Source organism: Pseudaminobacter soli (ex Li et al. 2025), from assembly GCF_003012705.1.
Taxonomy (GTDB): Bacteria; Pseudomonadota; Alphaproteobacteria; order Rhizobiales; family Rhizobiaceae; genus Pseudaminobacter; species Pseudaminobacter soli.
Genome location: NZ_PXYL01000006.1, coordinates 52,391 through 75,362 on the forward strand (window position 1 = coordinate 52,391; position 22,972 = coordinate 75,362).

Here is a 22,972-nt window from a genome sequence, read left to right on the forward strand (position 1 = left end):
AGCGGTGCGTCCTTCGAGGCTCCCCTTCGCAAGCTCAGGGTCGCACCTCAGGATGAGGGGGTCTGCGTTCCAAGCCAAGTCCTGAGACGCTCTGCGTGGTAGTTTTGGGTGGGACAGGCGCAAACCTCCCTCATCCTGAGGTGCGAGCCCAAAGGGCGAGCCTCGAAGGACGCACCACGACAGCCCGTCAAACTTTGAAGATACCCGCCTCCCGAGCCGCCGCCTGAAAACTGCGGCTGACCGGCAGCAGCGCTCCGTCACTCATTTTCACATAGAGCTTGCCGTCCTTGCGCAGCGTGTCCTGCACGGCGTCCAGCGCCACCCAGTGCGAGCGATGGATCTGCAGCCCCGCGATGGGCGCGGTCTCGCGCATGGCGTCGGCGAGCCTGAGCAGTATCAGCGCCGAGCCGCGGTCGGTGTGCACGTCCACATAATGGTCCTGCATCGACATGTAGGTGAGCTTGCCGCGTGCCGTCGCGGGAAGCCGTTCGATGAGCGGCGGTCGCGCTACCGGCGGGGCGGTATCAGTTGGGAAGATGGTCGGGGAGGAAACAGTCGGCAGTGTGTCAGGCTCGGCCGACGGCGTGACGTGTCCCGTCGCGCCTCGTCCCAGGATCAGATCGTAGAGAAACGAGATCCCGGACGAAATCAGCGCCACGTTGATGAACAGCGCAGCCAGATCGCCATTGACCCAGTGCGGATCGGCGAACAGCGCCATGTTGAGAAGCGCCACTGAAGCCGTGATTGGCACTGCCGCCACGAAGCCGGCGAACAGAACCTTCGCCCCGCGATAGCTTTGGCCCGGCAGGTAGTAGCCGAGCACAAGCCCGATCACGACGTAGCCGATGGCATAGGTCATCAGCGCGACCGCGAGCCAGTAGCCGAGGCGCGGCAGGAAGGGCATCTGCGAAAAAGTGCCGAACGGCCCGATCACGCCGAGCATGACCGCCACGATCAGGATAGTGGCCCAGAAGCGCGGGGAAAACGCTATCGCCTGCAATCTGCGAAGCGTGAAATGCAGCGGCCCATCGTCCACGAATTCCATCGTCCTTTCGCGAAAGCGCGTTTGAAGCCTTGCCGGGCGCTCGCCATTGTCCGGGGCAACGGCAGGCCGTGATAGCCCGCCTCCGGACAAAATCCAACATAGGCAAAGACGACATGACCCTTCAACCGCTGCTCGAAGCTTCGCCCGTCATCCAGATCCACGCCTATGCGGCAATCGCTGCGCTGTTGCTCGGCGCGGCAGTGCTGTTTCGCCGAAAGGGCGACCGGCTGCACAAGCTCGGCGGACGCATCTGGGTCGGCTTGATGCTTATCGTGGCGCTGTCGTCCTTCTTCATCCACACCATTCGCATGTGGGGGCCGTGGAGCCCGATCCATCTGCTTTCGATCCTCACCCTGTTCGGGCTGGCCAAGGCAGTCATGATGATCCGCCAGCGCAAGGTGATGCAGCATGCGCGCATCATGAAGATGGTTTATTTCGGCGGCCTGGTGATTGCCGGCTTCTTCACCTTCATGCCCGGCCGGGTGATGCATGCGGTGCTGTTCGGCGCTCCGGAGGTGGCCAACCAACCGGCCGCTGCCCCGGCCCCCTCCGCCAGCGGCCCCAGCTTGGTGCAGATCGTTGCCGGCACGCCGCTCTGGGTCTGGCCGCTGCTTGCCTATGCGCTGTGGGCCGGCTGGAGCATGAGCCGCGACCGCGACACGGCGCTGTGGCGCATGGCCGTGATGCCGGCGCTGATGCTCGGCCTGTCGATCTACGGGCTCGCCGCAAGCGGGCTGACGCTGGTCTCGCTCGCCGCCTATATGGTCGGGGCCGGCCTCGGCGCCTTCATAGGTCAGGCCGTCGCCCGCCGCCGTCCCGCCGAGGTGCTTGCGGGCGGCATGATCCGCCAGAAAGGCGACTGGCTGCCCTTCGTGCTGATCCTCGGCATCTTCGCCACCCGCTACGTGCAGGGCGCAGCACTTGCCCTGCACCCTGAGCTGGCTACGAATATGGGCTTCGGCCTGGGCGGCGCCTTCCTGTCGGGCCTGTTCGCCGCCACCATGATCGTGCGCACCTTGGCCTCGCTGCCGTCTCAGGCGCTGCGGCAGCTGCCCAGGCCGCAGTCGGCGAAGTGAAAGGTTTTAGCCCCGCGCCACGGCGACGACGTGCCGGCCGAAATCTTCCGTCTCCATCAGCGCCTTGCAGCGGGCAAAGCGGCCATCGGCATAGGCCCTGAAATCGTCGGCCGGGTTGCCATTGGCGAGCTGGATGAGGCCCCAGAGCGTCCACAACAGGTCGCACATGGCCTTGTAGATCACGATCCGGCCCCGTTCCGCGGCGCTGGGCTCGCCATCGAAATAGGCGCGGATCATCTCGTTTTCCTGCTCCGCGTCGAAGCCGGCTTCCACCGACAGGTCGCCGAGGTCCCACATCGGATCGTTCATGCCGGAATATTCCCAGTCGACGATCCACATGCGGCTGCCTGTGTCCAAAAAATTCTCGCAGAGCGGATCGCAATGGCAGGCGACAATCGGCAGCGGATGGGCCTCCAGCGCGGCGCGCACCTTTCCCGCCTCGCGCACGACGTCGTGATACCCTGCCGGCAGTTCCACGTCCTTCGTGGAAAGTATCTTCAGATAGTCGTCGATCATCGAAAAGAGTTCGAAGCGGAAGTTGAACTTCGAGCCCGACGCGTGAAGCATGCGGAACGCCTCGCCGGCGCGTGCGGGACTGCCCGCCCGGCTGCGGAACTTTTCCGGCGACATGGTCTCCGCGCCTTCGATGAAGCGCGTCACCATCACTCCGTTGGCGGCATCGAAATGCAGCACCTCGGGGCTGACGCCCGCCTTGGCCGCCTCGCGCGCCGCCTGCTCCTCATTGGCCCGGCTGATATATTCCTCCGTTCCCTTGCCGGGAATCCGCAGGCAGAACTCGTCGACCTTGAACACCAGGTTCGTAAGGCCGCCAAGGCGCGTCACCGACGCGCCGACGGCCCGCAGCAGCGGAATTGTCCTCAACGTTTCGCGGGCAAGCTCAATCCCCGAGGCGTCGTTCATGCCTTCAGCCTCTCCATCCTGGGATCGTAGAGCGTGCGCGGGCCGCGCGTGGCGGAATAGGTCTTGCCGAAGGCCTCGATCTCGAACGCGCCATGCGAGGCGAATTCGACCGGCAGGTAGCCGAAGGCTATGTTCTTGCCGAGCGTGTAGCCGTAGCCGGTCGAGGCCGTCGAGCCGATCACCTTGCCGTCGAGCAGGATCGCCTCGCCGCCGTGGAAGGGTGCGAAGCCGTCCACGGTGAAGGAGCAGAGCTTGCGCTTGACGCCTTCGGCCTTGATGCGCGCCAGCGCCTCGCGGCCGATGAACTCACCCTTGTCGAACGCGACGGCAAAGCCCAGCCCGGCCTCGATCGGATTGTAGTCGGGTGTAATGTCGCCCGACCAGTAGAGGTAGCCCTTTTCCATGCGGCAGGCATCGATGGCGCGGTAGCCGGCGTCCGCAATGCCGGTCTCCTCTCCCGCCTCGCGCAGCGTGTCGTAGACATGCGCCGCATATTCCTGCTCGACATAGAGCTCGTAGCCGAGCTCGCCGACATAGCCGATGCGAACCGCTAGCGCAGTCGCCGCGCCGATCTCGATCTTCTTTGTGGCCAGGAAGGGCAGGGCGGCGTTGGACACGTCGTCATCCGTCACGCTCTGCAATATGTCGCGGGCGCGCGGGCCGCAGAGATTGATCGTCGCAAAACGGTTGGTCACGTCGCGCAGCTTCACGCCCTCGGGCAGATGCTTTGACACCCAGTGGCTGTCACGCACCCCGAAGCCCGAGCCGGTGACGAGGTAGAACAAATCCTCTGCGGCATGGATGAAGGTGACGTCGGCCTCGATGCCGCCGCGCTCGTTGCAAAGCTGGGTGTAGACCGCCTTGCCGGGCGGACCGGCAAGGTCGTTTGCGGCGATACGCTGGAGGGCTGCCTGCGTGCCCGGCCCGGAAATCTCGAACTTGGAGAAAGAAGACTGGTCGATCAGCACCGCGCGTTCGCGGATCGCGCGCACCTCTTCGCCCACCTGATCGAACCAGCCCGGCTTGCCCTCGAAGCTCGGCTGCTCGGTCGAGGCCGTGCCTTCCACCGCAAACCAGTTCGGACGCTCCCAGCCGAATTTCGAGCCGAACTGCGCGCCGCGCCTGGCCAGCGTATCGTGGAGCGGCGAGCGCCGCAGGCCGCGTGACGCATGGGCTTCCTCGCCGGGCCAGTGGATCTTGTAATAGGCGCCATAGGCCTCGATGGCGCGGGCTTCGAGATAGCGCCCTTGCGCCTGCACGGCGCCGAAGCGGCGCACGTCGAAGGGCCAAAGGTCCATGCCCGCATCGCCGTGCAGGATCATGTTGGAGAGCGCCAGGCCCGCCCCGCCGGAGGCCGCGATGCCGGCCGTGAAGCCGCAGGCGACGTAGAAATTATCGAGCTCGGGCGCCAGCCCCATGATCGGCTCGCCGTCGAAGGAAACCGGGATCGGCCCGTTGATGACGGTCTGGATGCCGATTTCGTTGAGAACCGGCAGGCGCTCGGCCGCAGGCAGCGCGAAGAGTTCCAGCCGGTCCATGTTGGGCGCAAAGAGCTCGCGCCCGAAGTCGAGCGGCGGCTGGCCGCGCCAGCAGCCTTTCGAGCCGTCCTCCCAGCCGCCGATGGCAAAACTGCCCGTATCGGGCTTGAGATAGAAATTGTTGTCCGGGTCGCGCAGGGTGGTCAGCCCGGGATCAAGCGTCAGCTTCTTCTCGGTCAGGAAATATTGGTGCTCCACCACGCCGGCCGCGAGCGGCACGCCAGCCATCAGCCCCACGCGTTTGGCCCAGAGGCCGGCACAGTTGACGAGGATGTCGCAGGAGATGGTGCCGGCATTGGTGACGACGCCGACCGCGCGGCGGTTCCTTATGACGATCTCCTCGACGGTGACGCCTTCCTCGATGCGGGCGCCATGCATGCGCGCGCCCTTGGCATAGGCCATGGTCAGCGAATAGGGGTCGATATAGCCGTCGCCGGGTATGTAGGCCGCGCCCTCGATGCCGTCCTTGACGATATAGGGGAAGTGCCTGGCCGCCTCATCGGCCGAAAGCGAGTAGCACTCCACGCCAAAGCTCTTGGCCTGGGTCATGGAGCGGCGGATCTCGCTCCAGCGCGCCGGACTGCCGGCAAGGCGCAGCGAGCCCACCTTCTTCCAGGCGATGTGCTGTCCGGTCTCGGCCTCGAGTCGGTCGAAGACCGCGACCGAGTTCTGCATCAGCCGCGTCAGGTTGCGCTTGCCGCGAAGCTGGCCGACAAGGCCCGCCGCATGCCAGGTGCAGCCATGGGTGAGCTGCGCCTTTTCGACCAGCAGCACGTCCTTGGCGCCATCGCGGGCGAGGTGATAGGCGACGGAGGTGCCGATGGCGCCGCCGCCGATCACCAGGATATGGACGTGACGATCCGCGTTGAATGCCATCGGAACCTCCCTAAGCCTTCACCTTCGCATTGGTGGGGTCGTAAAGCGGCTCGAGATGGATTTTTGCGGGGGTCCGCTGCATGGCCACCACCAGCTCGTACTCGCCCGAGGTCAAAAACTCGTCGGAGACGCCGTCGGCGTTGCGGACATAGCCATAGCCCACAGGCTTGCCGAGCGTGTAGCCATAGCCGCCGCTGGTGAGATAGCCGACTGGCTCGCCGTCGCGCAGGATGGTTTCGCGCCCGACCAGCACGATCTCCGGATCGTTCACCGTAAAGCCGGCAAAGCGCTTCTTCGGTGTGGCGCCGTTCAGTTCTTCCAGCGCGCGCCGGCCGAGGAAGTCGGTGTTCTTGCGCAGTTTCACCGCCCAACCGAGGCCCGCTTCCTGCGGCGTGTCGTTGGGCGTGATGTCCGAGCCCCAGGCGCGATAGCCCTTTTCCAGCCGCAGCGATTCCAGCGCACGGTAGCCGACCGGGCGGATGCCGTACGGCTTGCCTGCCGCCATCAGCGCGTCGAAAATCTCGCCGGTGGCCTCGATCGGTACATGCAGCTCCCAACCGAGCTCGCCGACATAGGTCACGCGCAGCGCCCGCACCTTATGCCCTGCTATCGTGATTTCGCGCGCATGGCCGAAGGGGAAGGCGGCGTTTGAAACATCTGCATCCGTCACCGCCGAAAGCACGCTCCTCGCGTGCGGTCCCATCAGCGACAGCGTGCCGAAATCCTCGGTCACGTCGGTAAGCGTCGCGTCGAGTTCTTCGCCGATATGGTCGCGGATCCAGGCAAGGTCATGCGTGCGGAAGCCGGTGCCGGTGACGATGTAGAATTTTTCGTCCGCCAACCGCGCCACGGTGAGGTCGGCTTCGATGCCGCCGCGCGTGTTGAGAAGCTGGGTGTAGGTCAGCCTTCCCACCGGCTTGTTGACGTCGTTGGCGCAGATACAGTCGAGCGCCTTCAGCGCGTCGGGTCCGGTCATCTCGTATTTGGCAAAGGACGATTGGTCGAAGATGCCGACCGCTTCGCGCACGTGGGCGTGCTCCTCGCCCACCGGGCCGAACCAGTTTTGCCTGCCCATCGAATAGACGTCTTTCGCCTCCATGCCCTCTGGCGCGAACCAGTTGGGCCGCTCCCAGCCGAGCTTGGAGCCGAACACTGCGCGATGCGCCTTCAGCCGTTCATAGAGCGGGGAGACGATGCGCGGCCGGCCGCTCTCATATTCCTCATGCGGGAAGCCGATCGTGTAGTGCTTGCCATAGGCTTCCAGCGTGCGGTCGCACACCCATTGCCGGTCGCGGTGCAGGTCGGAGAAGCGGCGGATGTCGACAACCCAGAGGTCCAGCGGCGCCTCGCCGTCGACCACCCACTGCGCCAGCACCCAGCCCGCGCCGCCGCCAGACGCGATGCCGAAGGCATTGAAGCCCGCACCGACGAACATGTTTTGGCACTCCGGCGCGAGGCCGAGGACGAAATTGCCGTCGGGCGTAAAGCTCTCGGGGCCGTTGATCATCTGCTTGACGCCAACCTGCCCCAGCGCGGGAATGCGCTCGATGGCCTGCACCATGTGCTGCTCGAAATGGTCGAAATCGTCGTCGAACAGGCGGAATTCCCAGTCGTTCGGTACGTCGCCGGTCGTCCAGGCCTGCGGGTTCGGCTCATAGCCGCCCATCACTAGGCCGCCCACTTCCTCCTTGAAATAGGTGCGGCGGTCGGGGTCGCGGATGGTCGGCGCGTCGGTGGCCAGCCCCGCGATCTTCTCGGTAATGATGTACTGGTGCTTCACCGGCTGCAGCGGCACATTGATGCCGGCCATCGCGCCCACCTGCCGCGCCCATTGGCCGGCGCAGTTCACCACCTTCTCGCAGGCGATGTCGCCCTTGTTGGTCTTCACAGCGGTGATGCGGCCGTCCTTCATCTCGAAGCCGGTGACGCGCACCTCCTCGAACAGCTTTGCGCCATGCATGCGCGCGCCCTTGGCCAGCGACTGGGTGATGTCGGAGGGGCTGGCCTGGCCGTCAGTGGGCAGCCAGCTTGCGCCGACGAGGTCGTCCACCTCCATCAGCGGCCACATGCGCTTGACCTCTTCCGGCGAGATCAGGTGCATCTCCATGCCGAAGCTTTTCGCCGTGGTGGCGAGCCGGCGGTATTCGGTCCAGCGGTCCTGGTTGGTGGCGAGCCTCAGGCAGCCGGTCATCTTCCAGCCGGTGGCAAGGCCGGTCTCGGCGTCGAGCCGCTTGTAGAGGTCGACCGAATATTTCAGCACCCGCGTGATCGAGGCCGAGGAACGGAGCTGACCGACGAGCCCCGCCGCATGCCAGGTCGAGCCCGAGGTGAGCCGGCCCTGTTCCAGCAGCACCACATCGGCCTTGTGGTCGCGCGCCAGGTGATAGGCGGTCGAGCAGCCTATGATGCCGCCGCCGATGACGACGATCTCAGCGTGGGATGGCAAGGTCATGATGCGGTCTTTCCATAGGTCGAGCGGTAATGGTCGAGCGCGGCGTCGAGCCGTGCCAGGTTGTCAGCGGTGTAGGCGACGTAGTCGACGCCGGGGGCGGAGAGGTGGAGTTCGGAGACCATGCTCCACATCGCCTCGCGCAGCAGCGAGGCGCATTGCATGGCCGCGTGCGCGCGCCTGGTGGCAAGGTCCGGCTCGCGGCCGAGATAGGTCGCCAGCAACTCCTCGGCCTCTGCCTGGGTCATCCCCGCATTGGAGGCGACGCCCGCCAGGTCGAACATCGCGGTGGAAAAACCGGCATACTCGAAATCGATGAGCCAGAGTTTTTCGCCATCGTCGAGGAAATTTGCCGGCAACAGGTCGTTGTGACCGAACACAACCGGCAGCGCCACTTGCGCGCGCTCCAGTTCGTCGGCCAGCGCAAGATAGCCGGGCAACGCGGACGCCATGCGGCTGCCGCCTGCATCCAGGGTGCGGGCATAGTCGCGGATGACGTGGAACACCCAGAACATGAAGCCGGCGCCCGAAACATGGCGCGGCATCTCCTCGTGGAAGCGGCGCATCAGCCGAGCGAGGCGGTTGCGGTTCTTGCGCACGTCCTCGGGACCATAGGTTCGTGCGTCGATGAAGGCCGAGACCATCAGCCCCGGCTCGGCATATTCCAGCGCAGGCGCAAATCCGGCGGCGTGGGCGGCGCGCGCGGTCATGATCTCGCGCTCGCGATAGACATGATGGAACGGATAGTCCTTGCCGAAGCGCACCACGTGCCGGCCCTTGGCGTCGGTGACGAGATAGCTCTCGTTGCTGATGCCGCCGCGCAGCGGCTCGATGCTGACGCCGCCGCTCCAGATCGGCAGGGTGCGAATGCGAAGATCGTTGGTCCTCACGGTTTCCCCCTCATGCGAGCCCCAGCCTAGCCTTGGTGCGCGCAGCACCCGCCGAGATCAGCCGGTCGGCGATGATGGCGATGAAGGCGACCGCCAGCCCGGCCACCAGCCCGCGGCCGGTGTCGGCCTTGGTCAGCGCGATGTAGACCTCCTGGCCGAGGTCGCGGGTGCCGACGAGTGCGGTGATCACCAGCATCGACAGCGCGAACATGATTGTCTGGTTTAGCCCCAGCATGATCTCCGGCAGCGCCAGCTTGAGTTTGATCTTGGTCAGGATCTGCCAGGGCGTGCAGCCCATGGCGCGGCCGGCCTCGATCAGCCGCGGGTCGACCTTGGTCAGGCCGTGCACCGTGTAGCGGATCGCCGGGACGATCGAATAGGCGACGACGGCGATCATGGCGGTGAAGTCGCCGACACGAAACAGCATCACCGCCGGCATCAGATAGACGAAGGAGGGCAGCGTCTGCAGCGTGTCGATGATGACGCGCACCCAGCTCCACAGGCGCTCCCGCTCGGCCGCCAGTATGCCGATGGGAATGCCGATCAGCATGGCGAGCATCACCGAGATGCCGCAGAGATAGACGGTGATGGTCGCCTTCTCCCACTGGCCGGTGGCGGCAATCAGGAAGGCGAGGATACTGACTACCAATGCCAGCCGGATGCCGCCGAGCCGGTAGCCGGCAAAGGCCAGAAGGCCGGTCACGCCCAGCCAGGGCAGGCCGCCCAGGAAACGCTTGAACGGCACCAGCACATTGAGCAGCACCGCGTTCTTGATCGCCTCGAACGTGTCGAAGAAGTTGACGTTGATCCATGCCACGACATTCGACCAGAACGAGCCGGTAGAGAGCCGCAGGCTTTCGGGATAGGTCTGCACGAAGGGCAAAGCGAGCCCGGCGAGGCCCGTGAGAAGCACGATCGCCAGCGCCGCCAGCGTATAAGGATTTCGCGCCACGAAGCTGCCGCCCACGATACCCGTCGTGCCGGGCGCTCCAGCGCGCTCGGCATAGGCCTGGCTCAGCCGGTCCAGCGCCACCGCCAGCGCAACTATGGCAAGGCCCGATTCCAGTCCCGCACCGATGTCGAGCCGACGAAGTGCCGCCAGCACGTCGAAGCCGAGCCCGCCGGCGCCAATCATCGAGGCGATGATGACCATGTTGAGCGACAGCATGATCACCTGGTTGACGCCCACCATCAGGCTGTCCTTGGCCGACGGCACCAGCACCCGCCAGGTCATCTGCCGGCGCGTGCAGCCGATCATCTTGCCGAGGTCGTGGATCTCGGACGGCACCGAGTGCAGCGAAAGCGTGGAGATGCGCGTCATCGGCGGCATGGCGTAGATCAGCGTCGCCACCACGGCCGCCGTGGGCCCGAAGCCGAACAGGAACAGGATCGGCACCAGATAGGCGAAAACCGGAATGGTCTGCATCAGGTCGAGCACCGGCGTCAGCGCCTTTTCGAAGCGCGGCCAGCGATAAGCGGCAATGCCGAGCAAAAGCCCCGCGACCACGCTCAGCGGCACCGCCACCAGGATCGAAGCCAGCGTCACCATCGCGCTCTGCCACTGGCCGAACACGGCCAGGAAGCCGAAGCAGAGCCCGACGATCAGCGCCAGCCGCCGTCCGCCGGCATGAAGGCCCATCATGGTGACGATGGCGATCACCGCGATCCAGGAGAGCGGCGGCAGGATCTGCACCGCGCTCGAGCCCTGGCCCGACAGGAAGCCGGTCGAAAGCAGGCTGAGCGCCAGCTTGTAGGGCAGGTCGATGATGCTGGCGATGAAGCGCGTGAGGTCGGTGAAGGTGAAAAGACCGAAGCTTGCCTGGTTCACCAGCCATTTCATGGCATCGCCGATCCAGCGCGCGAGCGGAATCTGCCAGCTCTTGGGATAATCGAAAGTCCATTTGAGCGCCTCGGCGCCGAACCGCCACAGCAGGAGGAACGCGGCGATCGCCACACCCCAGGCGATGAGCGATGCGCTGTTACCGCGCGATGGGGACCCCTCCCGAGCCGGCGCCAGAGGTTGGAAATGAGATCGCGCGCTCATCGAGTTGCCTCACTGAATTCGCGTACTGCATGTGAAATACCCCCCTCTGTCCTGCCGGACATCTCCCCCACAAGGGGGGAGATCAGCAGCTTCAGGCCCTGCTTTCTACCTACTATGTCGGCGGTTGGCGAAGGTCGACGCGACAGCCAATCTCCCCCCTTGTGGGGGAGATGTCCGGCAGGACAGAGGGGGGTGCTGAAGCGCGACGACATCGCCATCTCACCCCCGCATCATCAGGTCGACCACGTCGGCGCGGTGCAGCACGCCGACTGGCTGGCTGTCGCCGTCGACCACGCCAAGATGCTCGCTGTTGTCGCCGAAGACCGGCGCTGCCTCGGAGACCGTCGCGTGCGCCTGCACGGTTGCGGCCCCGTTCGGCATGGCGCCATTGGCCTGGCGCATGATGGAGGCCACCCGCACCACCTTGGCCTTCGGCACATTGCGCGTGAATTCGGCGACATAGGCCGTGGCCGGGTTGAGCACGATGTCTTCCGGCGTGCCGGCCTGCACGACCGCCCCGTCCTTCATGATGGCGATGCGGTCGGCGAGCCTTATCGCCTCGTCGAAATCATGGGTGATGAAGACGATGGTCTTCTTCAGCACCGACTGCAGGCGCATGAACTCGTCCTGCATCTCGCGGCGGATCAGCGGGTCGAGCGCCGAGAAGGGCTCGTCGAGGAACCAGAGTTCCGGCTCCACCGCCAGCGAGCGGGCGATGCCGACACGTTGCTGCTGGCCGCCGGAAAGCTCGCGCGGGAAGGCGTTCTCCTTGCCCGACAGGCCGACCAGTTCGATCATTTTTCGCGCACGCGCCTCGCGTGTCGACCTGTCGATGCCCTGCACCTCGAGCGGGAAGGCGACATTGGCCAGAACCGTCAGATGCGGCAGCAGCGCGAAATTCTGGAACACCATGCCCATCTGGTGGCGGCGAATCTCGATCATGCGGCTGTCGCTCGCCGCCAAAAGGTTCTCGCCGTTGAACAGGATTTCGCCGGCGGTCGGCTCGATCAGCCGCGACAGGCAGCGCACCAGCGTCGACTTGCCGGAGCCGGACAGGCCCATGATGACGAAGATCTCGCCGGAACGGACCTCGAGGTCCACGTTGCGCACCGCGCCGACAAGCCCGGCGCTGGCGAGCGCTTCGGCCGAGATGTCGGCCTTCGCCGAGGCCATGAATTCCCGGGCGCCGCTGCCGAATATCTTCGACACGTTGCAGCAAATAAGTTTCGGTTCCGGTGAAGGCATGGTCCGTCCGGTCGCAAAGTCGTTTCAGGCACTGGGGGGAGGAGGCCCGCCGCAGCGCGGCGGCGGGCGAGAGCCGGTCAGCGGCTATTTCTTGATCCACTCGGACCAGCGGGCTTCGTTGGCCGCCATCCATTCGGCCACCACGTCGTCCACCTTCTGGCCTTCGAGATCGGCCTTGACGATCAACTGGCCCATTTCGTCGTTGTCGAGCCTGAAGGCCTTGATCGCCTTGTAGGCGCCCGGCCATTTGTCCTTCACGCCCGACCAGCCGACCTTCCAGATCGGCCCGCGCGGCTTGGCGCAGTCATAGAGCGCGTCCGGATTGATGCCCCAGGAAGGGTCGGTGTAGCAGGCCTTCTCGTATTTCGGGAACTCGATCCAGTGGCCCTTGAACTTCACGGGCGCCCAGTGCGGGGCATAGATCCAGAGCAGGATCGGTGCCTTGCGCTCATAGGCGGATTCGAGTTCGGCAAAGAGCGCTGCATCGGTGCCGGCATGCACCACCTCGAAGGGCAGGCCCAGCGCCTCGACGCGTTCGTCGTCGAAGCCGCCCCAGGTCACCGGTCCGCCGAGATAGCGGCCCTTGGGATAGGTCTCGGCGGTGGCGAAGGCCTCGGCGCATTTAGGGTCCTTCAGCGCTTCCCAATTGGGCAGGCCGGGGCACTTCTCGGTCATGTAGTCGGGATACCACCACTCCTCGATGGCCTGCATGCCGTTCTCGCCGAGGTTCTCGACCTTGCCGGTGGCGACGGCGGCGTCCATGGCGTCCCGCCCGGTCGTCTCCCACATCTCCATGGCGACATCCAGGTCGCCCGTCTCCAGCCCGGCGAACTGCGCCAGATAGTCGGCCTGCACGTAGTCGACGCTGTAGCCGGCTTTCTTCAGCACCTCGCCCATGATGTGGGTGGTGATGAGCTGGCCGGTCCAGTCATGCAAAGTCAGCTTGATCGGGTCGGTGGAATCCTCGGCGCGAGCCTGCGGTCCGGAGGACAGAAACATGGCTGCCGACACGGCCAGTACGCTGAACACGGACCTGGCCATGCGGCTGTTGAAACGACTGCGCGAATGCATGTCGAAACCTCCTCGTTGTCGTCATTCTTCTTGTCATTGTGTGCCCCGGAGCTGCGCTGGCGCGTCTTGTGACGCCAATCGGCCCGGTGCTGTTCCCGCTGGCAATCTCACGCAGGGGAAAGCGGGTTGTCAACGCTGTTTTGTGGTATTTTGTGATTTTGTGACCGAATGGCGCCGTATTCGTTGCGATCGTTGTCACAATTGCCTAAGAAACGGTCATGAAGGATAGGTTTTCGGCAGAGCAGCAGCGCGCATCATGAACCACTCCAAACGGCACGCGGAAATCCTGCGCATCGTGCAGGACGAAGGCACGATCAGCATTGCCGACCTGGCCGACCGGCTGGGCGTGTCGCTTGAGACTGTGCGCCGTGACGTGAAGCCGCTGACCAGCGATGGCACGGTCATGAAGATGCACGGCGCCATCGGCTTGCCGGCGATCGTGGGCGAGGCGCCCTTCGAGCGGCGCATGCGCGAAAACAGCGAGGCCAAGCGAGCGATTGCCCGCCTGGTCGCCACCACCATTCAGGACGGCGAGTCGGTCATGCTCGACACCGGCACGACCACCAGCTACCTCGCGCGCGAACTCCTCGGCCATCGCCGGCTGACGGTGGTGACCAATTCATCCGACATCGCCCGCACCCTGGCGACAGTCAACGGCAACCGCGTCTACATGGCCGGCGGCGAGCTTCGCAGCGATTCAGGCGCGGCCTTCGGCATCTCGGCCATCGAGTTCGTCAGCCGCTTCAGTGTCAACCATGCCATCATCTCCATCGGCGCGCTCGATGCCGTTGCTGGCGTCATGGACTACGATCTCGAAGAGGCGGAATTCGCGCGCATGGTGCTGTCGCGCGGCACGCGCTCGCTGGTGGTCACCGACCACACCAAATTCGGCCGCCAGGGGCTGGTGCAGGTGTGCGGCTTCGGCGGTTTCGGCGAGCTGGTCACCGACCGGACGCCGCCACCCGACATTGCCGCGGCCCTTGCCGCCGCCGGTACGCGGCTGACAGTGGCTGAGGCGAACTAGGCGGCCAATGGCCTGAACGCCATGCGGAAGCAGGCGCCCTTTGCGACATCGTCGACCACTTCGATATGGCCGCCATGCAGTTGCATGATCTCGCGCACCAGATTGAGGCCGAGGCCAGCGCCGTGGCTCCGCGGGCGCAGGCGATGGAACGGTTCGAAGATGCGCTCGCGCTCTTCCTGCGGCACGCCATTTCCTTCGTCCGCCACCTCGATCAGCGCCGGGGCCGATACGCCCACGCTGATCTTGCCGGTATTGCCGCCATGTTCGATGGCGTTCTGGATGAGGTTCATCACCGCGCGTTCGATGGCCGTGCGGTCGCCCGATACTAGGATGGACGTCGCCTCAGCTTCGAAGTCCATCTCGTAGCCGGCTGCAAAGGCGATGGGCGCAAGGTCGACCACCACCGTGCGGGCGACATCGACCAGGTCGATCGGGCCAAATGTCTCCCTCTGGCGGTCTAGGCGCTGCAGGTCGAGAAGCTGGTCGGTCAGCGTCGAAAGCCGCGCCGTGTCCTGCAGCAGGCGCGCCCGCTCGGGCGAGGGCGGCAGTGCCGCGATGCGCGTTGCGAGGATGGCGATCGGCGTGCGCAGCTCGTGGGCAGCGTCGGTCAGGAAGCGCTTGTGCCGCTCATAGCCACGGTCGAGGCGGCCCAGCGCGTCGTTGACCGCCTTCACCAGCGGCAGGATTTCGCGGGGCACCTTGTCGGCCGGCAATTGCAGGCCGCGCTGGTCGATGTCGATGCGCTCGGCCGCCGCCGCCGCATGTCCCAGTCCGCGAAGCGCGCCGTGCACCACCCACGGCGTCACGAAAAGCGTCGACAGCGCCATGAGGCCGCTGAGGGGCAGGATGGCCTGCACGAAGAAGTTTGGCGCCTGCATGAGAATGCGAAGGAGCGAAAGCTCGCCCTTCGTGCCGCTCATGATCTGTACATTGCCGGCACCCGTATCGGTCCACCGCACCCTCACGTCGGGCGGCTCGGCCTCTCCGATTTCGCGATCGAAGCGGGCGTCGCTGATATTGTCCAGCCGCTCCGCAAAGGGCTGGAACTCGGCAGGCACGGTGCCTTCCTCCAGCCGGTGGCCTTCCTTGTCCCGGATGATGAACCAGAGGTCCGGCACGTTTGCCCGCAGCTTGGCAAGCGCTGGCGTTTCCTTCAGTTCAAGTCCGCCGGCGGCGTCGCGCGTCACAGCGTCGGCCAGCACATCCATGGTGCCGCCTTCATATTGGTGCGGGATCACGCCGGTGCCCAGCATGACGGCAAATATCAGCACGATGAGCAGGGTCAGCATGATCCCCTGGAGCACTGCGATGCGGAAGACGAGGCGCCATTTCAGCGATCTGGGTTTGCCGCGGATCACGGGTTTGCCGTCTCGCGCAACAGGTAGCCCACGCCGCGGATGCCGTTGATCGTCACCCCGCCCTCGGCATCGGCAAGTTTTTTGCGCAGGCGCGAGACATGCGTGTCGAGCGCGTTGGACTGGATCTCGTCGTCGAGGCCGAAGACTGCTTCCATCAGCACGGCGCGCTGCACCATGCGCCCTGTGCGCCGCATCAAGGCCTCCAGCACCAGCAGCTCGCGGCGCGGCAGCGCCAGCGGCTCGCCGCGAATGGTCGCCTCGCGGTGGCCCACGTCGAAGGCCAGATGCCCGGCGCGTATCGTCTGCGCCTGCACGGCGCTCGGCCGCCTGAGCAGCGCGCGCAGCCGCGCCAGCAGTTCCTCGAAGGCGAAGGGCTTTGCCAGATAGTCGTCGGCGCCGCTGTCGAGCCCCGCGACGCGGTCGGGAATGTCGCCGCGCGCGGTCAGCACCAGCACCGGCGTACCATCCTTCCGCGTCCTTAGCCGGCGCACCAGCGAAAGGCCGTCGCCGTCCGGCAATTGGCGGTCGAGCAGGATGGCGTCGTAGTTTTCCTCAAGCGCGAAATCGTCCGCCTCGCCAAGCGAGGCGGCATGGTCGACGACCATGTCGTGCCGCTTCAGCGCGGCGCGCAGTGCCGACACCATTTCCGGTTCGTCCTCGACCAGCAATATGCGCATGCAATAACCTTGTCAGAGTCGCAAGCAACCCGGTTACGATGCCAACATTGCAGAAACATTGCGAAGTTGGAACGGGAAGGTGACTGCTGGTTCAAAGCTTTTTTGAGCTGCGAAACTGCGCAATGCAGCTGCAATGCAGCGCCCGCAAAAGACGTCCATCGAAGCTGATGAACGATTCGCCAGCAACATGACGGAGGTCTGAATGCCTGCAAGCGATACTCTTCAATTTCTTTTCGCATGGGCGGCCGCGCCGATGCGCGTGGCTTCCGTAGTGCCTTCCAGCAGCAAGCTGGCCGAGCTGATGACGCGCGAGATCGGCGCCGACACGGGGCCGGTGCTGGAACTGGGGCCGGGCACTGGCCCATTCACCCGCGCCTTGCTTTCGCGCGGCGTGATGGAAAATGACCTGACGCTGATCGAATCCGGCGCCGATTTTGCTCAACTGCTCAAGCAGCGCTTTCCCGCCGCACGCGTGCTGCAGATGGACGCCGCGGACCTGCGCGATAAGCGGGTTTTCGCCGAGCCGATCGTAGGTGCCACCGTCAGTGGACTGCCCTTCCTCAACATACCGCCGCGCAAGACCCTGGCGATCCTCGAAGGCGTGTTCAGCGTGATGCGGCCGGGTGCTGCCCTCTATTTGTTCACTTATGGTACCCGCTGCTCGATCGACCAGAGTCTGCTCGACCGGCTCGATCTGCGGGCTGCCCGCGTCGGCCACACTTTCCGGAACCTTCCCCCTGCGACGGTCTACCGGGTCGAGAGGATCAATTCGATCACCCGCTACGACTGGCGCTTCGGATGACCGACACGATCCTTGCCGTGCTCGATCTGGGGCTTGCCGGTATCGCCTGCGTGGCGCTCGCCGAGAAGCTGCTGCCGATCGCGCCCTCCTATGTGGTGCTGATGTTCCTCGGCATGGCCGCCGCAGCAAACGGCCATGCGCTGCCGATCCTGCTCCTGGTGACCACAACCGCCTCCACGCTTGGCTCGATGCTGTGGTACGGGGCCGGCCGGCTGTTCGGCCCGGTCCGCGCGACGATGCTGGTCGAGCGTTTTGGAAAATATGTGTTCCTGCGGCCCGAAACCTACCGGCGGCTGGCGAGCGCCTATGGCCGCAACAATTTTTCGACAGCGCTGACGGCGCAACTCGTGCCGGTGGTGCGCATCTATCTTGCCCTCCCGGCAGGCGCCTTCCGGCTGGCGGCGCTGCCCTTTGCCACTGCCACTTTTCTCGGCTGCATGGTCTATAACGCCATCTTCATTGGCCTCGGCTACCTGATCCGTGACACCGGCCAGAACCCGGCCGACCTCGGCTTCCGGGTCATCATGGTCGTGCTTCTCATCGAAGGCGGCTGCATGCTGGCAGTCAGATGGAAAGCGCGCAGGCGCCACGGCGAACAAGAGCTGGGTGTTCGCTAGAGCATTTTGCAGCCAGACGGAATCGTCTGGCGTCGCACAAATGCGGCTAAGAAAACGGATAGAGCAGCCCCTTCCCAAGCGCCATGCGCCCGTGTTTAGTCGCGGCATGGCATTCACGATCAGGCAGTTGCAGTTCTTCGTCGCGGTGGCCGAGCAGGGCACTGTCTCCGGCGCCGCGCAGAACCTTTCCATCTCGCAATCGGCGGTCACCGAGGCGATCAAGGATCTGGAACGAGACCTTGGCGTGGAACTGTTCGAGCGTCATCCGCGCGGGCTCTCAATCACCCACAAGGGCCACCAGTTCCTGCGCCACGCCACCAAGATCCTCGCCAATGTCTCGGACGCCCGGCGCACCTTCTCCGAAAAGCAGGAAAAGGTCGGCGGGCGCCTGCAGCTCGGCGTCACCTCGCTGGTCGCCGGCTATGTGCTGTCCGACCTGCTCGCCCGCTATCGCCGCGCTTTCCCGGCAATCGAGGTCTCGGCCATCGAGGACAATGGCGACTATCTCGAGCATCTGCTGATCGGCGGCGAGCTCGACGTCGCGGTCATGATCATTTCCAACCTGCGCGACCGCATGGCGCTGCAGGCCGAAATCCTCGAAGTTTCGCCCTACCGGCTGTGGCTGCCGCTCGGCCATCCGCTGGTCGACGCCGACATCATCGGCATCAACGACATCGCCGCCGAACCGCTGATCATGCTGACGGTGGACGAAATCGAGGAGAACACCGGCAAGCTGCTCTCCGCCTTCGGCGCGCGCCCGCATGTCGCCTTCCGCACCCGCTCGGTGGAAGCGGTGCGCAGTCTGGTCGCCACCGGGGCAGGGGTCACGCTGCTGCCCGATCTTGTCTACCGCCCATGGTCGCTGGAAGGCGACCGCATCGAATCGCGCGACATTTCCGGCTCGCTGCCGGCGGTGCAGGTGGGCATGGTGTGGCGGCGCGGCTCCAGCCTGCCGCAGGCGGCGCGCGATTTCATCGGCGTTGCGCAGTTGCAGCGTCAGAGCCGGCAGCGACCATAGGTAGACAGCGTTTGGCCGCTACCTCACGAGCGATATCGGAAAAACCGATACCGCCTTTCTGATAAATCCGTTTGCGAATGCTCCGATTTCGGATCACCTTCTGTTTCAGGGGATCGACGCCGCCGTCCAGAGCGGCCCCTGACAATGGGAGAGAAGCCATGAAATCCTTTTTGAAGACGTGTACGGCCATGACTCTGGCGCTGGGCCTCTCGGGCCAGGCCATGACCCAGGAGATGCTGAAGGAACTCGGCAAGGGCGAAGGTCAGGTCAACATCGTCGCTTGGCCGGGCTATATCGAGCGTGGCGAGAGCGACAAGGCCTACGACTGGGTTACAAGCTTCGAGAAGCAGACGGGCTGCAAGGTCAACGTCAAGACGGCCGCCACCTCCGATGAAATGGTCGCGCTGATGAACGAAGGCGGCTTCGACCTCGTCACCGCCTCGGGCGACGCCTCGCTGCGCCTGGTTGCCGGCAAGCGCGTTCAGCCGATCAACACCGATCTCATCCCGAGCTGGAAGACCGTCGACGAGCGCCTGCAGAACGCGCCCTGGTTCACCGTCGACAAGGTTCACTACGGCGTGCCCTACCAGTGGGGCCCGAACGTTCTGATGTACAACACCAATGTCTTCAAGGAAGCGCCCAAGAGCTGGAACATCGTGTTCGAGCCGATGGATTTCCCGGACGGCAAGCCCAACAAGGGCCGCATCCAGGCCTATGACGGCCCGATCCACATCGCCGATGCCTCCAACTATCTGATGGCGCACAAGCCCGAACTCGGCATCAAGGATCCCTATGAGCTGAACGAGGACCAGTACAAGGCAGCGCTCGACCTGCTGCGCGTGCAGCGCACGCTCGTCGGCCGCTACTGGCACGACGCCATGATCCAGGTCGACGACTTCAAGAATGAGGGCGTTGTTGCCTCCGGCTCGTGGCCGTTCCAGGTCAACCTGCTGAAGTCCGAGAAGCAGCCGATCGCCTCGACCATTCCGGAAGAGGGCGCCACCGGCTGGGCCGACACCACCATGATGCATGTCGAAGCCGCCCATCCGAACTGCGCCTATATGTGGCTGGAGCATTCGCTGGAGCCCAAGCTGCAGGGCGATCTCGCCGCCTGGTTCGGCTCCAACCCCGCCGTGCCGGCCGCCTGTAAGGGCAATGAGCTGCTCGGCGAAGAGGGCTGCAAGACCAACGGCTTCGAGGACTTCGACAAGATCAAGTTCTGGCGCACGCCGGTCAGCAAGTGCGCGAGCCAGAGCGAGTGCGTGCCTTACTACCGCTGGGTCTCCGACTACATCGCCGTGATCGGCGGTCGGTAAGACCACTTACCCTCCCTTGTGGGGAGGGTCGACGCTCAGCGTCGGGGTGGGGGTGCTTTCGCACCTGCATTTCAACTTTACCCCCACCCGCGCCTTTAGCGTGACCTCCCCATAAGGGGGAGGTGGGCGCCCGCGTTACCACGCTCCCTCCTTTCCCCCACAGGGGAGAGGTGGCCGCATTGCGGTGGCCGAGTGAGGGGGCTTGTGCATCAAGAAAGCTAGACCCGCATGACCTCAGCCGTTTCCTTCGAAAATGTCTCCCGCCACTTCGGCGCCGTGCGCGCGGTCGATGCGGTCGATCTCGACATCAGGCCGGGCGAATTCTTCGCCATGCTCGGCCCGTCGGGTTCGGGCAAGACCACCTGCCTGCGCCTCATAGCCGGCTTCGAGCAGCCGACCGGCGGCAGCATTTCGATCTTCGGCGAGCGCGCCGAGGGCGTTCCGCCCTATCGCCGCAACGTCAACACCGTGTTCCAGGATTACGCGCTGTTTCCGCATCTCAACGTGCTCGACAATGTCGCCTACGGGCTGATGGTCAAGGGCGTTTCCCGCGCCGAGCGCGGCCGGCAGGCGGAAGAGGCTCTCAAGCTGGTGCAGCTTCCCGGCTATGGCGCCCGCAAGCCTGGCCAGCTTTCCGGCGGTCAGCGCCAGCGTGTCGCGCTCGCCCGCGCGCTGGTCAACAAGCCCCGCGTGCTGCTGCTCGACGAACCGCTTGGCGCGCTCGATCTCAAGCTGCGCGAGAACATGCAGGAGGAGCTAAAACTCCTGCAGCGTGCGCTGGGCATCACCTTCGTCTTCGTCACCCACGACCAGGGCGAAGCGCTCTCCATGGCCGACCGCGTGGCCGTGTTCAACGATGGCCGCATCATGCAGGTCGGCGCTCCGCAGGACATCTATGAGCGGCCGCAGTCGCGCTTCGTGGCGGATTTCGTCGGCTCCTCCAACGTGCTGCCCCCCGAATTCGTCGCTCGGCACGGCGGCGCGCGCCGCTGGGCGAGCCTCAGGCCTGAAAAGATCAGGCTCGGCGAAGCCAATGGCGCTGGCGTTTCCGGCACGGTTCGGGCGCGCAGCTTCCTCGGCGCCACCAACCGCGTCACCGTCGAGGCCGAGGGCGTGCGCCTGCATGCAGTTGTGCCCGCCGGCCTGCCGCTGCCGGACGATGGCGCCGAAACGCGCCTGTCGTGGTCGCCCGCCGACCTGCATCTGATGGAAGAAGCGTGATGAGCGCCTCGGCCGTCATTCCCGCGCACGCGCCAGCCATTCTGCCCAGCCGCGGCGGCATTGCCGGTGCGCTGTCCGATACCTTCTGGCGCAGGCCCAAGGTACTTCTCTTCCTGATGCTGCTGCCGCCGTTGCTCTGGCTCGGCATCGTCTATCTGGGTTCGCTGTTTGCGCTGCTGCTGCAGAGCTTCTTTTCGATCGACGAGTTCTCCGGCCTCATCAACAGGCAGTTCACGCTGAAGACCTATGGCGACCTCTTCCAGGCCGCCAATCTCGACATCATCATCCGCACGGTGGTCATGGCCGCCAGCGTCACGCTCGCCTCGGCGGTCGTGGCCTTCCCCATCGCCTATTACGCGGCCCGCTTTGCGCGTGGCAAATGGAAGGCGCTGTTCTATCTCGGCATCATGCTGCCGCTGTGGTCGAGCTATCTTGTCAAGATCTATGCCTGGAAGCTGATCCTCGCCAAGGAAGGCATCCTCACCTGGTTCCTCGACAAGCTGCATCTCGGCTGGCTGCTCGATGCCTGGCTGTCGCTGCCCTATGTCGGCGGCAACTCGCTGTCGGTGTCCTTCACCGGCACCTTCATCGTCTTCGTCTATGTCTGGCTGCCCTACATGATCCTGCCGATCCAGGCCGCACTCGAGCGCGTGCCGGGCAATCTGGTGGAAGCCTCGTCCGACCTTGGCGCGTCGCCCGGGCAGACGTTCCGCAACGTGTTGTTCCCGCTGGCCCTGCCGGGCATCGTCGCCGGCTCCATCTTCACCTTCTCGCTGACGCTGGGCGACTACATCATCCCCCAGATCATCGGCACCTCGCGCCTGTTCATCGGCCAGGCCGTCTACGCCCAGCAGGGCACCGCCGGCAACATTCCGCTGGCCGCCGCCTTCACCGTCGTCCCCGTCGTCATCATGGGTTTCTACCTGTGGGGCGCCAAGCGCATGGGAGCTTTCGATGCGCTCTGATCGCAACCAGTCCGCGCCCTTGGGCGTCAAGCTCGCAGCCGCTGCAGGCCTTCTGTTCCTGCATCTGCCGATCCTGCTGATCTTCGTCTACGCCTTCACGACGGAGGAAAAGTCCTACCAGTGGCCGCCGCCCGGCTTCACGCTCGACTGGCTGAGCGTCACCTGGAACCGGCCCGACGTCTGGACGGCGCTGGGCCTGTCGGTCAAGGTCGCGGTGGTATCGACGACGATCGCGCTGGTGCTCGGCACGCTCTGCGCCGCCGCCGTCAGCGGCACGAAATTCTTCGGCCGCGAGGTGGTGTCGCTGCTGGTCATCCTGCCGATCGCGCTGCCCGGCATCATCACCGGTATCGCGCTGCGCTCGGCCTTCAACCTGGCGGACATCCCGTTCTCGTTCTGGACGATCATCCTCGGTCACGCCACCTTCTGCGTGGTGGTGGTCTACAACAACGCGGTGGCGCGCTTCCGCCGCACCTCCGGTTCGCTGGTCGAGGCGTCGATGGACCTCGGCGCCGACGGTTTCCAGACCTTCCGGCACGTGATCCTGCCCAATATCGGCACCGCACTGCTTGCCGGCGGCATGCTGGCCTTTGCGCTGTCCTTCGACGAGGTGATCGTCACCACCTTCACCGCCGGCCAGCAGCAGACGCTGCCGATCTGGATGCTGGAGGAACTGGTGCGGCCGCGTCAGCGCCCGGTCACCAATGTGGTGGCCATGGTGGTGGTGCTGGTGACGTTCCTGCCCATCCTCGCCGCCTATTACCTGACCCGCGAAGGCGACCAGGTCGCCGGCAGCGGCAAATAGACTTCAAAGGGAGA

General features: G+C 65.0%; 19 protein-coding genes. 9 read left to right on the forward strand and 10 right to left on the reverse strand.

Annotated elements, in window-relative coordinates:
• Positions 1 to 187: 187 nt before the first annotated feature.
• The gene (locus C7I85_RS13560) at positions 188 to 1,045 is read right to left on the reverse strand and encodes a LytTR family DNA-binding domain-containing protein (protein WP_106724533.1); all 858 of its coding nucleotides are present in this window, start codon (positions 1,043 to 1,045) and stop codon (positions 188 to 190) included.
• 113 nt (positions 1,046 to 1,158) lie between these two features.
• Here C7I85_RS13560 and C7I85_RS13565 point away from each other — a divergent pair, with 113 nt between their 5' ends.
• Positions 1,159 to 2,121 carry a DUF6622 family protein gene (locus C7I85_RS13565; protein WP_106724534.1) on the forward strand — a complete coding sequence of 321 codons (963 nt, stop codon included), beginning with the start codon at positions 1,159 to 1,161 and terminating at the stop codon, positions 2,119 to 2,121.
• Between the two features lie 6 nt (positions 2,122 to 2,127).
• On the opposite strand, the gene C7I85_RS13570 is transcribed toward C7I85_RS13565, so the two are convergent.
• The 7 genes from C7I85_RS13570 to C7I85_RS13600 form a co-directional block, all read right to left on the reverse strand.
• Positions 2,128 to 3,042 (reverse strand): phosphotransferase family protein, encoded by a 915-nt coding sequence (locus C7I85_RS13570; protein ID WP_106724535.1) that lies wholly within the window; start codon positions 3,040 to 3,042, stop codon positions 2,128 to 2,130.
• Positions 3,039 to 5,456: a GcvT family protein gene (locus C7I85_RS13575; protein ID WP_106724536.1), complete on the reverse strand. Its 2,418-nt coding sequence runs from the start codon at positions 5,454 to 5,456 to the stop codon at positions 3,039 to 3,041. The genes C7I85_RS13570 and C7I85_RS13575 overlap by 4 nt, the downstream gene beginning before the upstream one ends.
• Positions 5,457 to 5,466: 10 nt before the next feature.
• A complete protein-coding gene (locus tag C7I85_RS13580) occupies positions 5,467 to 7,908 on the reverse strand; it encodes a GcvT family protein (protein ID WP_106724537.1) in 2,442 nt (813 codons plus the stop codon).
• Positions 7,905 to 8,795 carry a phosphotransferase family protein gene (locus C7I85_RS13585; protein WP_106724538.1) on the reverse strand — a complete coding sequence of 297 codons (891 nt, stop codon included), beginning with the start codon at positions 8,793 to 8,795 and terminating at the stop codon, positions 7,905 to 7,907. Before C7I85_RS13585 ends, C7I85_RS13580 begins: the two co-directional genes overlap by 4 nt.
• A 10-nt stretch (positions 8,796 to 8,805) precedes the next feature.
• The gene (locus tag C7I85_RS13590) at positions 8,806 to 10,839 is read right to left on the reverse strand and encodes an ABC transporter permease (RefSeq protein ID WP_106724539.1); all 2,034 of its coding nucleotides are present in this window, start codon (positions 10,837 to 10,839) and stop codon (positions 8,806 to 8,808) included.
• A 219-nt stretch (positions 10,840 to 11,058) separates the two neighbouring features.
• Positions 11,059 to 12,084: a quaternary amine ABC transporter ATP-binding protein gene (locus C7I85_RS13595; protein WP_106724540.1), complete on the reverse strand. Its 1,026-nt coding sequence runs from the start codon at positions 12,082 to 12,084 to the stop codon at positions 11,059 to 11,061.
• A gap of 84 nt (positions 12,085 to 12,168) precedes the next feature.
• Positions 12,169 to 13,155, reverse strand: a complete 987-nt coding sequence (locus C7I85_RS13600) for an ABC transporter substrate-binding protein (RefSeq protein ID WP_245444933.1) — start codon at positions 13,153 to 13,155, stop codon at positions 12,169 to 12,171.
• Positions 13,156 to 13,411: 256 nt separating this feature from the next.
• Here C7I85_RS13600 and C7I85_RS13605 point away from each other — a divergent pair, with 256 nt between their 5' ends.
• Positions 13,412 to 14,179 carry a DeoR/GlpR family DNA-binding transcription regulator gene (locus tag C7I85_RS13605; RefSeq protein WP_106724541.1) on the forward strand — a complete coding sequence of 256 codons (768 nt, stop codon included), beginning with the start codon at positions 13,412 to 13,414 and terminating at the stop codon, positions 14,177 to 14,179.
• Here C7I85_RS13605 and C7I85_RS13610 read toward each other — a convergent pair.
• Entirely contained in the window at positions 14,176 to 15,468 is a 1,293-nt protein-coding gene (locus tag C7I85_RS13610; protein WP_428832859.1) for a sensor histidine kinase, read from the reverse strand. The genes C7I85_RS13605 and C7I85_RS13610 overlap by 4 nt on opposite strands.
• A gap of 65 nt (positions 15,469 to 15,533) precedes the next feature.
• On the reverse strand, positions 15,534 to 16,214 hold the full coding sequence (locus tag C7I85_RS13615; protein WP_106724543.1) for a response regulator transcription factor: 681 nt from the start codon (positions 16,212 to 16,214) through the stop codon (positions 15,534 to 15,536).
• 202 nt (positions 16,215 to 16,416) lie between these two features.
• Here C7I85_RS13615 and C7I85_RS13620 point away from each other — a divergent pair, with 202 nt between their 5' ends.
• The 7 genes from C7I85_RS13620 to C7I85_RS13650 all read left to right on the forward strand — a co-directional run bounded on the left by C7I85_RS13620 (position 16,417) and on the right by C7I85_RS13650 (position 22,958).
• A complete protein-coding gene (locus C7I85_RS13620) occupies positions 16,417 to 17,016 on the forward strand; it encodes a class I SAM-dependent methyltransferase (protein ID WP_106724544.1) in 600 nt (199 codons plus the stop codon).
• Positions 17,013 to 17,633 (forward strand): DedA family protein, encoded by a 621-nt coding sequence (locus tag C7I85_RS13625; protein WP_106724545.1) that lies wholly within the window; start codon positions 17,013 to 17,015, stop codon positions 17,631 to 17,633. The genes C7I85_RS13620 and C7I85_RS13625 overlap by 4 nt, the downstream gene beginning before the upstream one ends.
• Before the next feature lie 106 nt (positions 17,634 to 17,739).
• Positions 17,740 to 18,651, forward strand: coding sequence for a LysR substrate-binding domain-containing protein (locus tag C7I85_RS13630; RefSeq protein WP_106724546.1), 912 nt, complete (start codon positions 17,740 to 17,742; stop codon positions 18,649 to 18,651).
• A gap of 158 nt (positions 18,652 to 18,809) precedes the next feature.
• A complete protein-coding gene (locus C7I85_RS13635) occupies positions 18,810 to 19,967 on the forward strand; it encodes an ABC transporter substrate-binding protein (RefSeq protein WP_106724547.1) in 1,158 nt (385 codons plus the stop codon).
• A gap of 228 nt (positions 19,968 to 20,195) precedes the next feature.
• Entirely contained in the window at positions 20,196 to 21,188 is a 993-nt protein-coding gene (locus tag C7I85_RS13640) for an ABC transporter ATP-binding protein (protein ID WP_106724548.1), read from the forward strand.
• On the forward strand, positions 21,188 to 22,153 hold the full coding sequence (locus C7I85_RS13645) for an ABC transporter permease (RefSeq protein ID WP_106724549.1): 966 nt from the start codon (positions 21,188 to 21,190) through the stop codon (positions 22,151 to 22,153). Before C7I85_RS13640 ends, C7I85_RS13645 begins: the two co-directional genes overlap by 1 nt.
• Positions 22,143 to 22,958 carry an ABC transporter permease gene (locus C7I85_RS13650; protein ID WP_106724550.1) on the forward strand — a complete coding sequence of 272 codons (816 nt, stop codon included), beginning with the start codon at positions 22,143 to 22,145 and terminating at the stop codon, positions 22,956 to 22,958. The genes C7I85_RS13645 and C7I85_RS13650 overlap by 11 nt, the downstream gene beginning before the upstream one ends.
• Positions 22,959 to 22,972 lie beyond the last annotated feature (14 nt).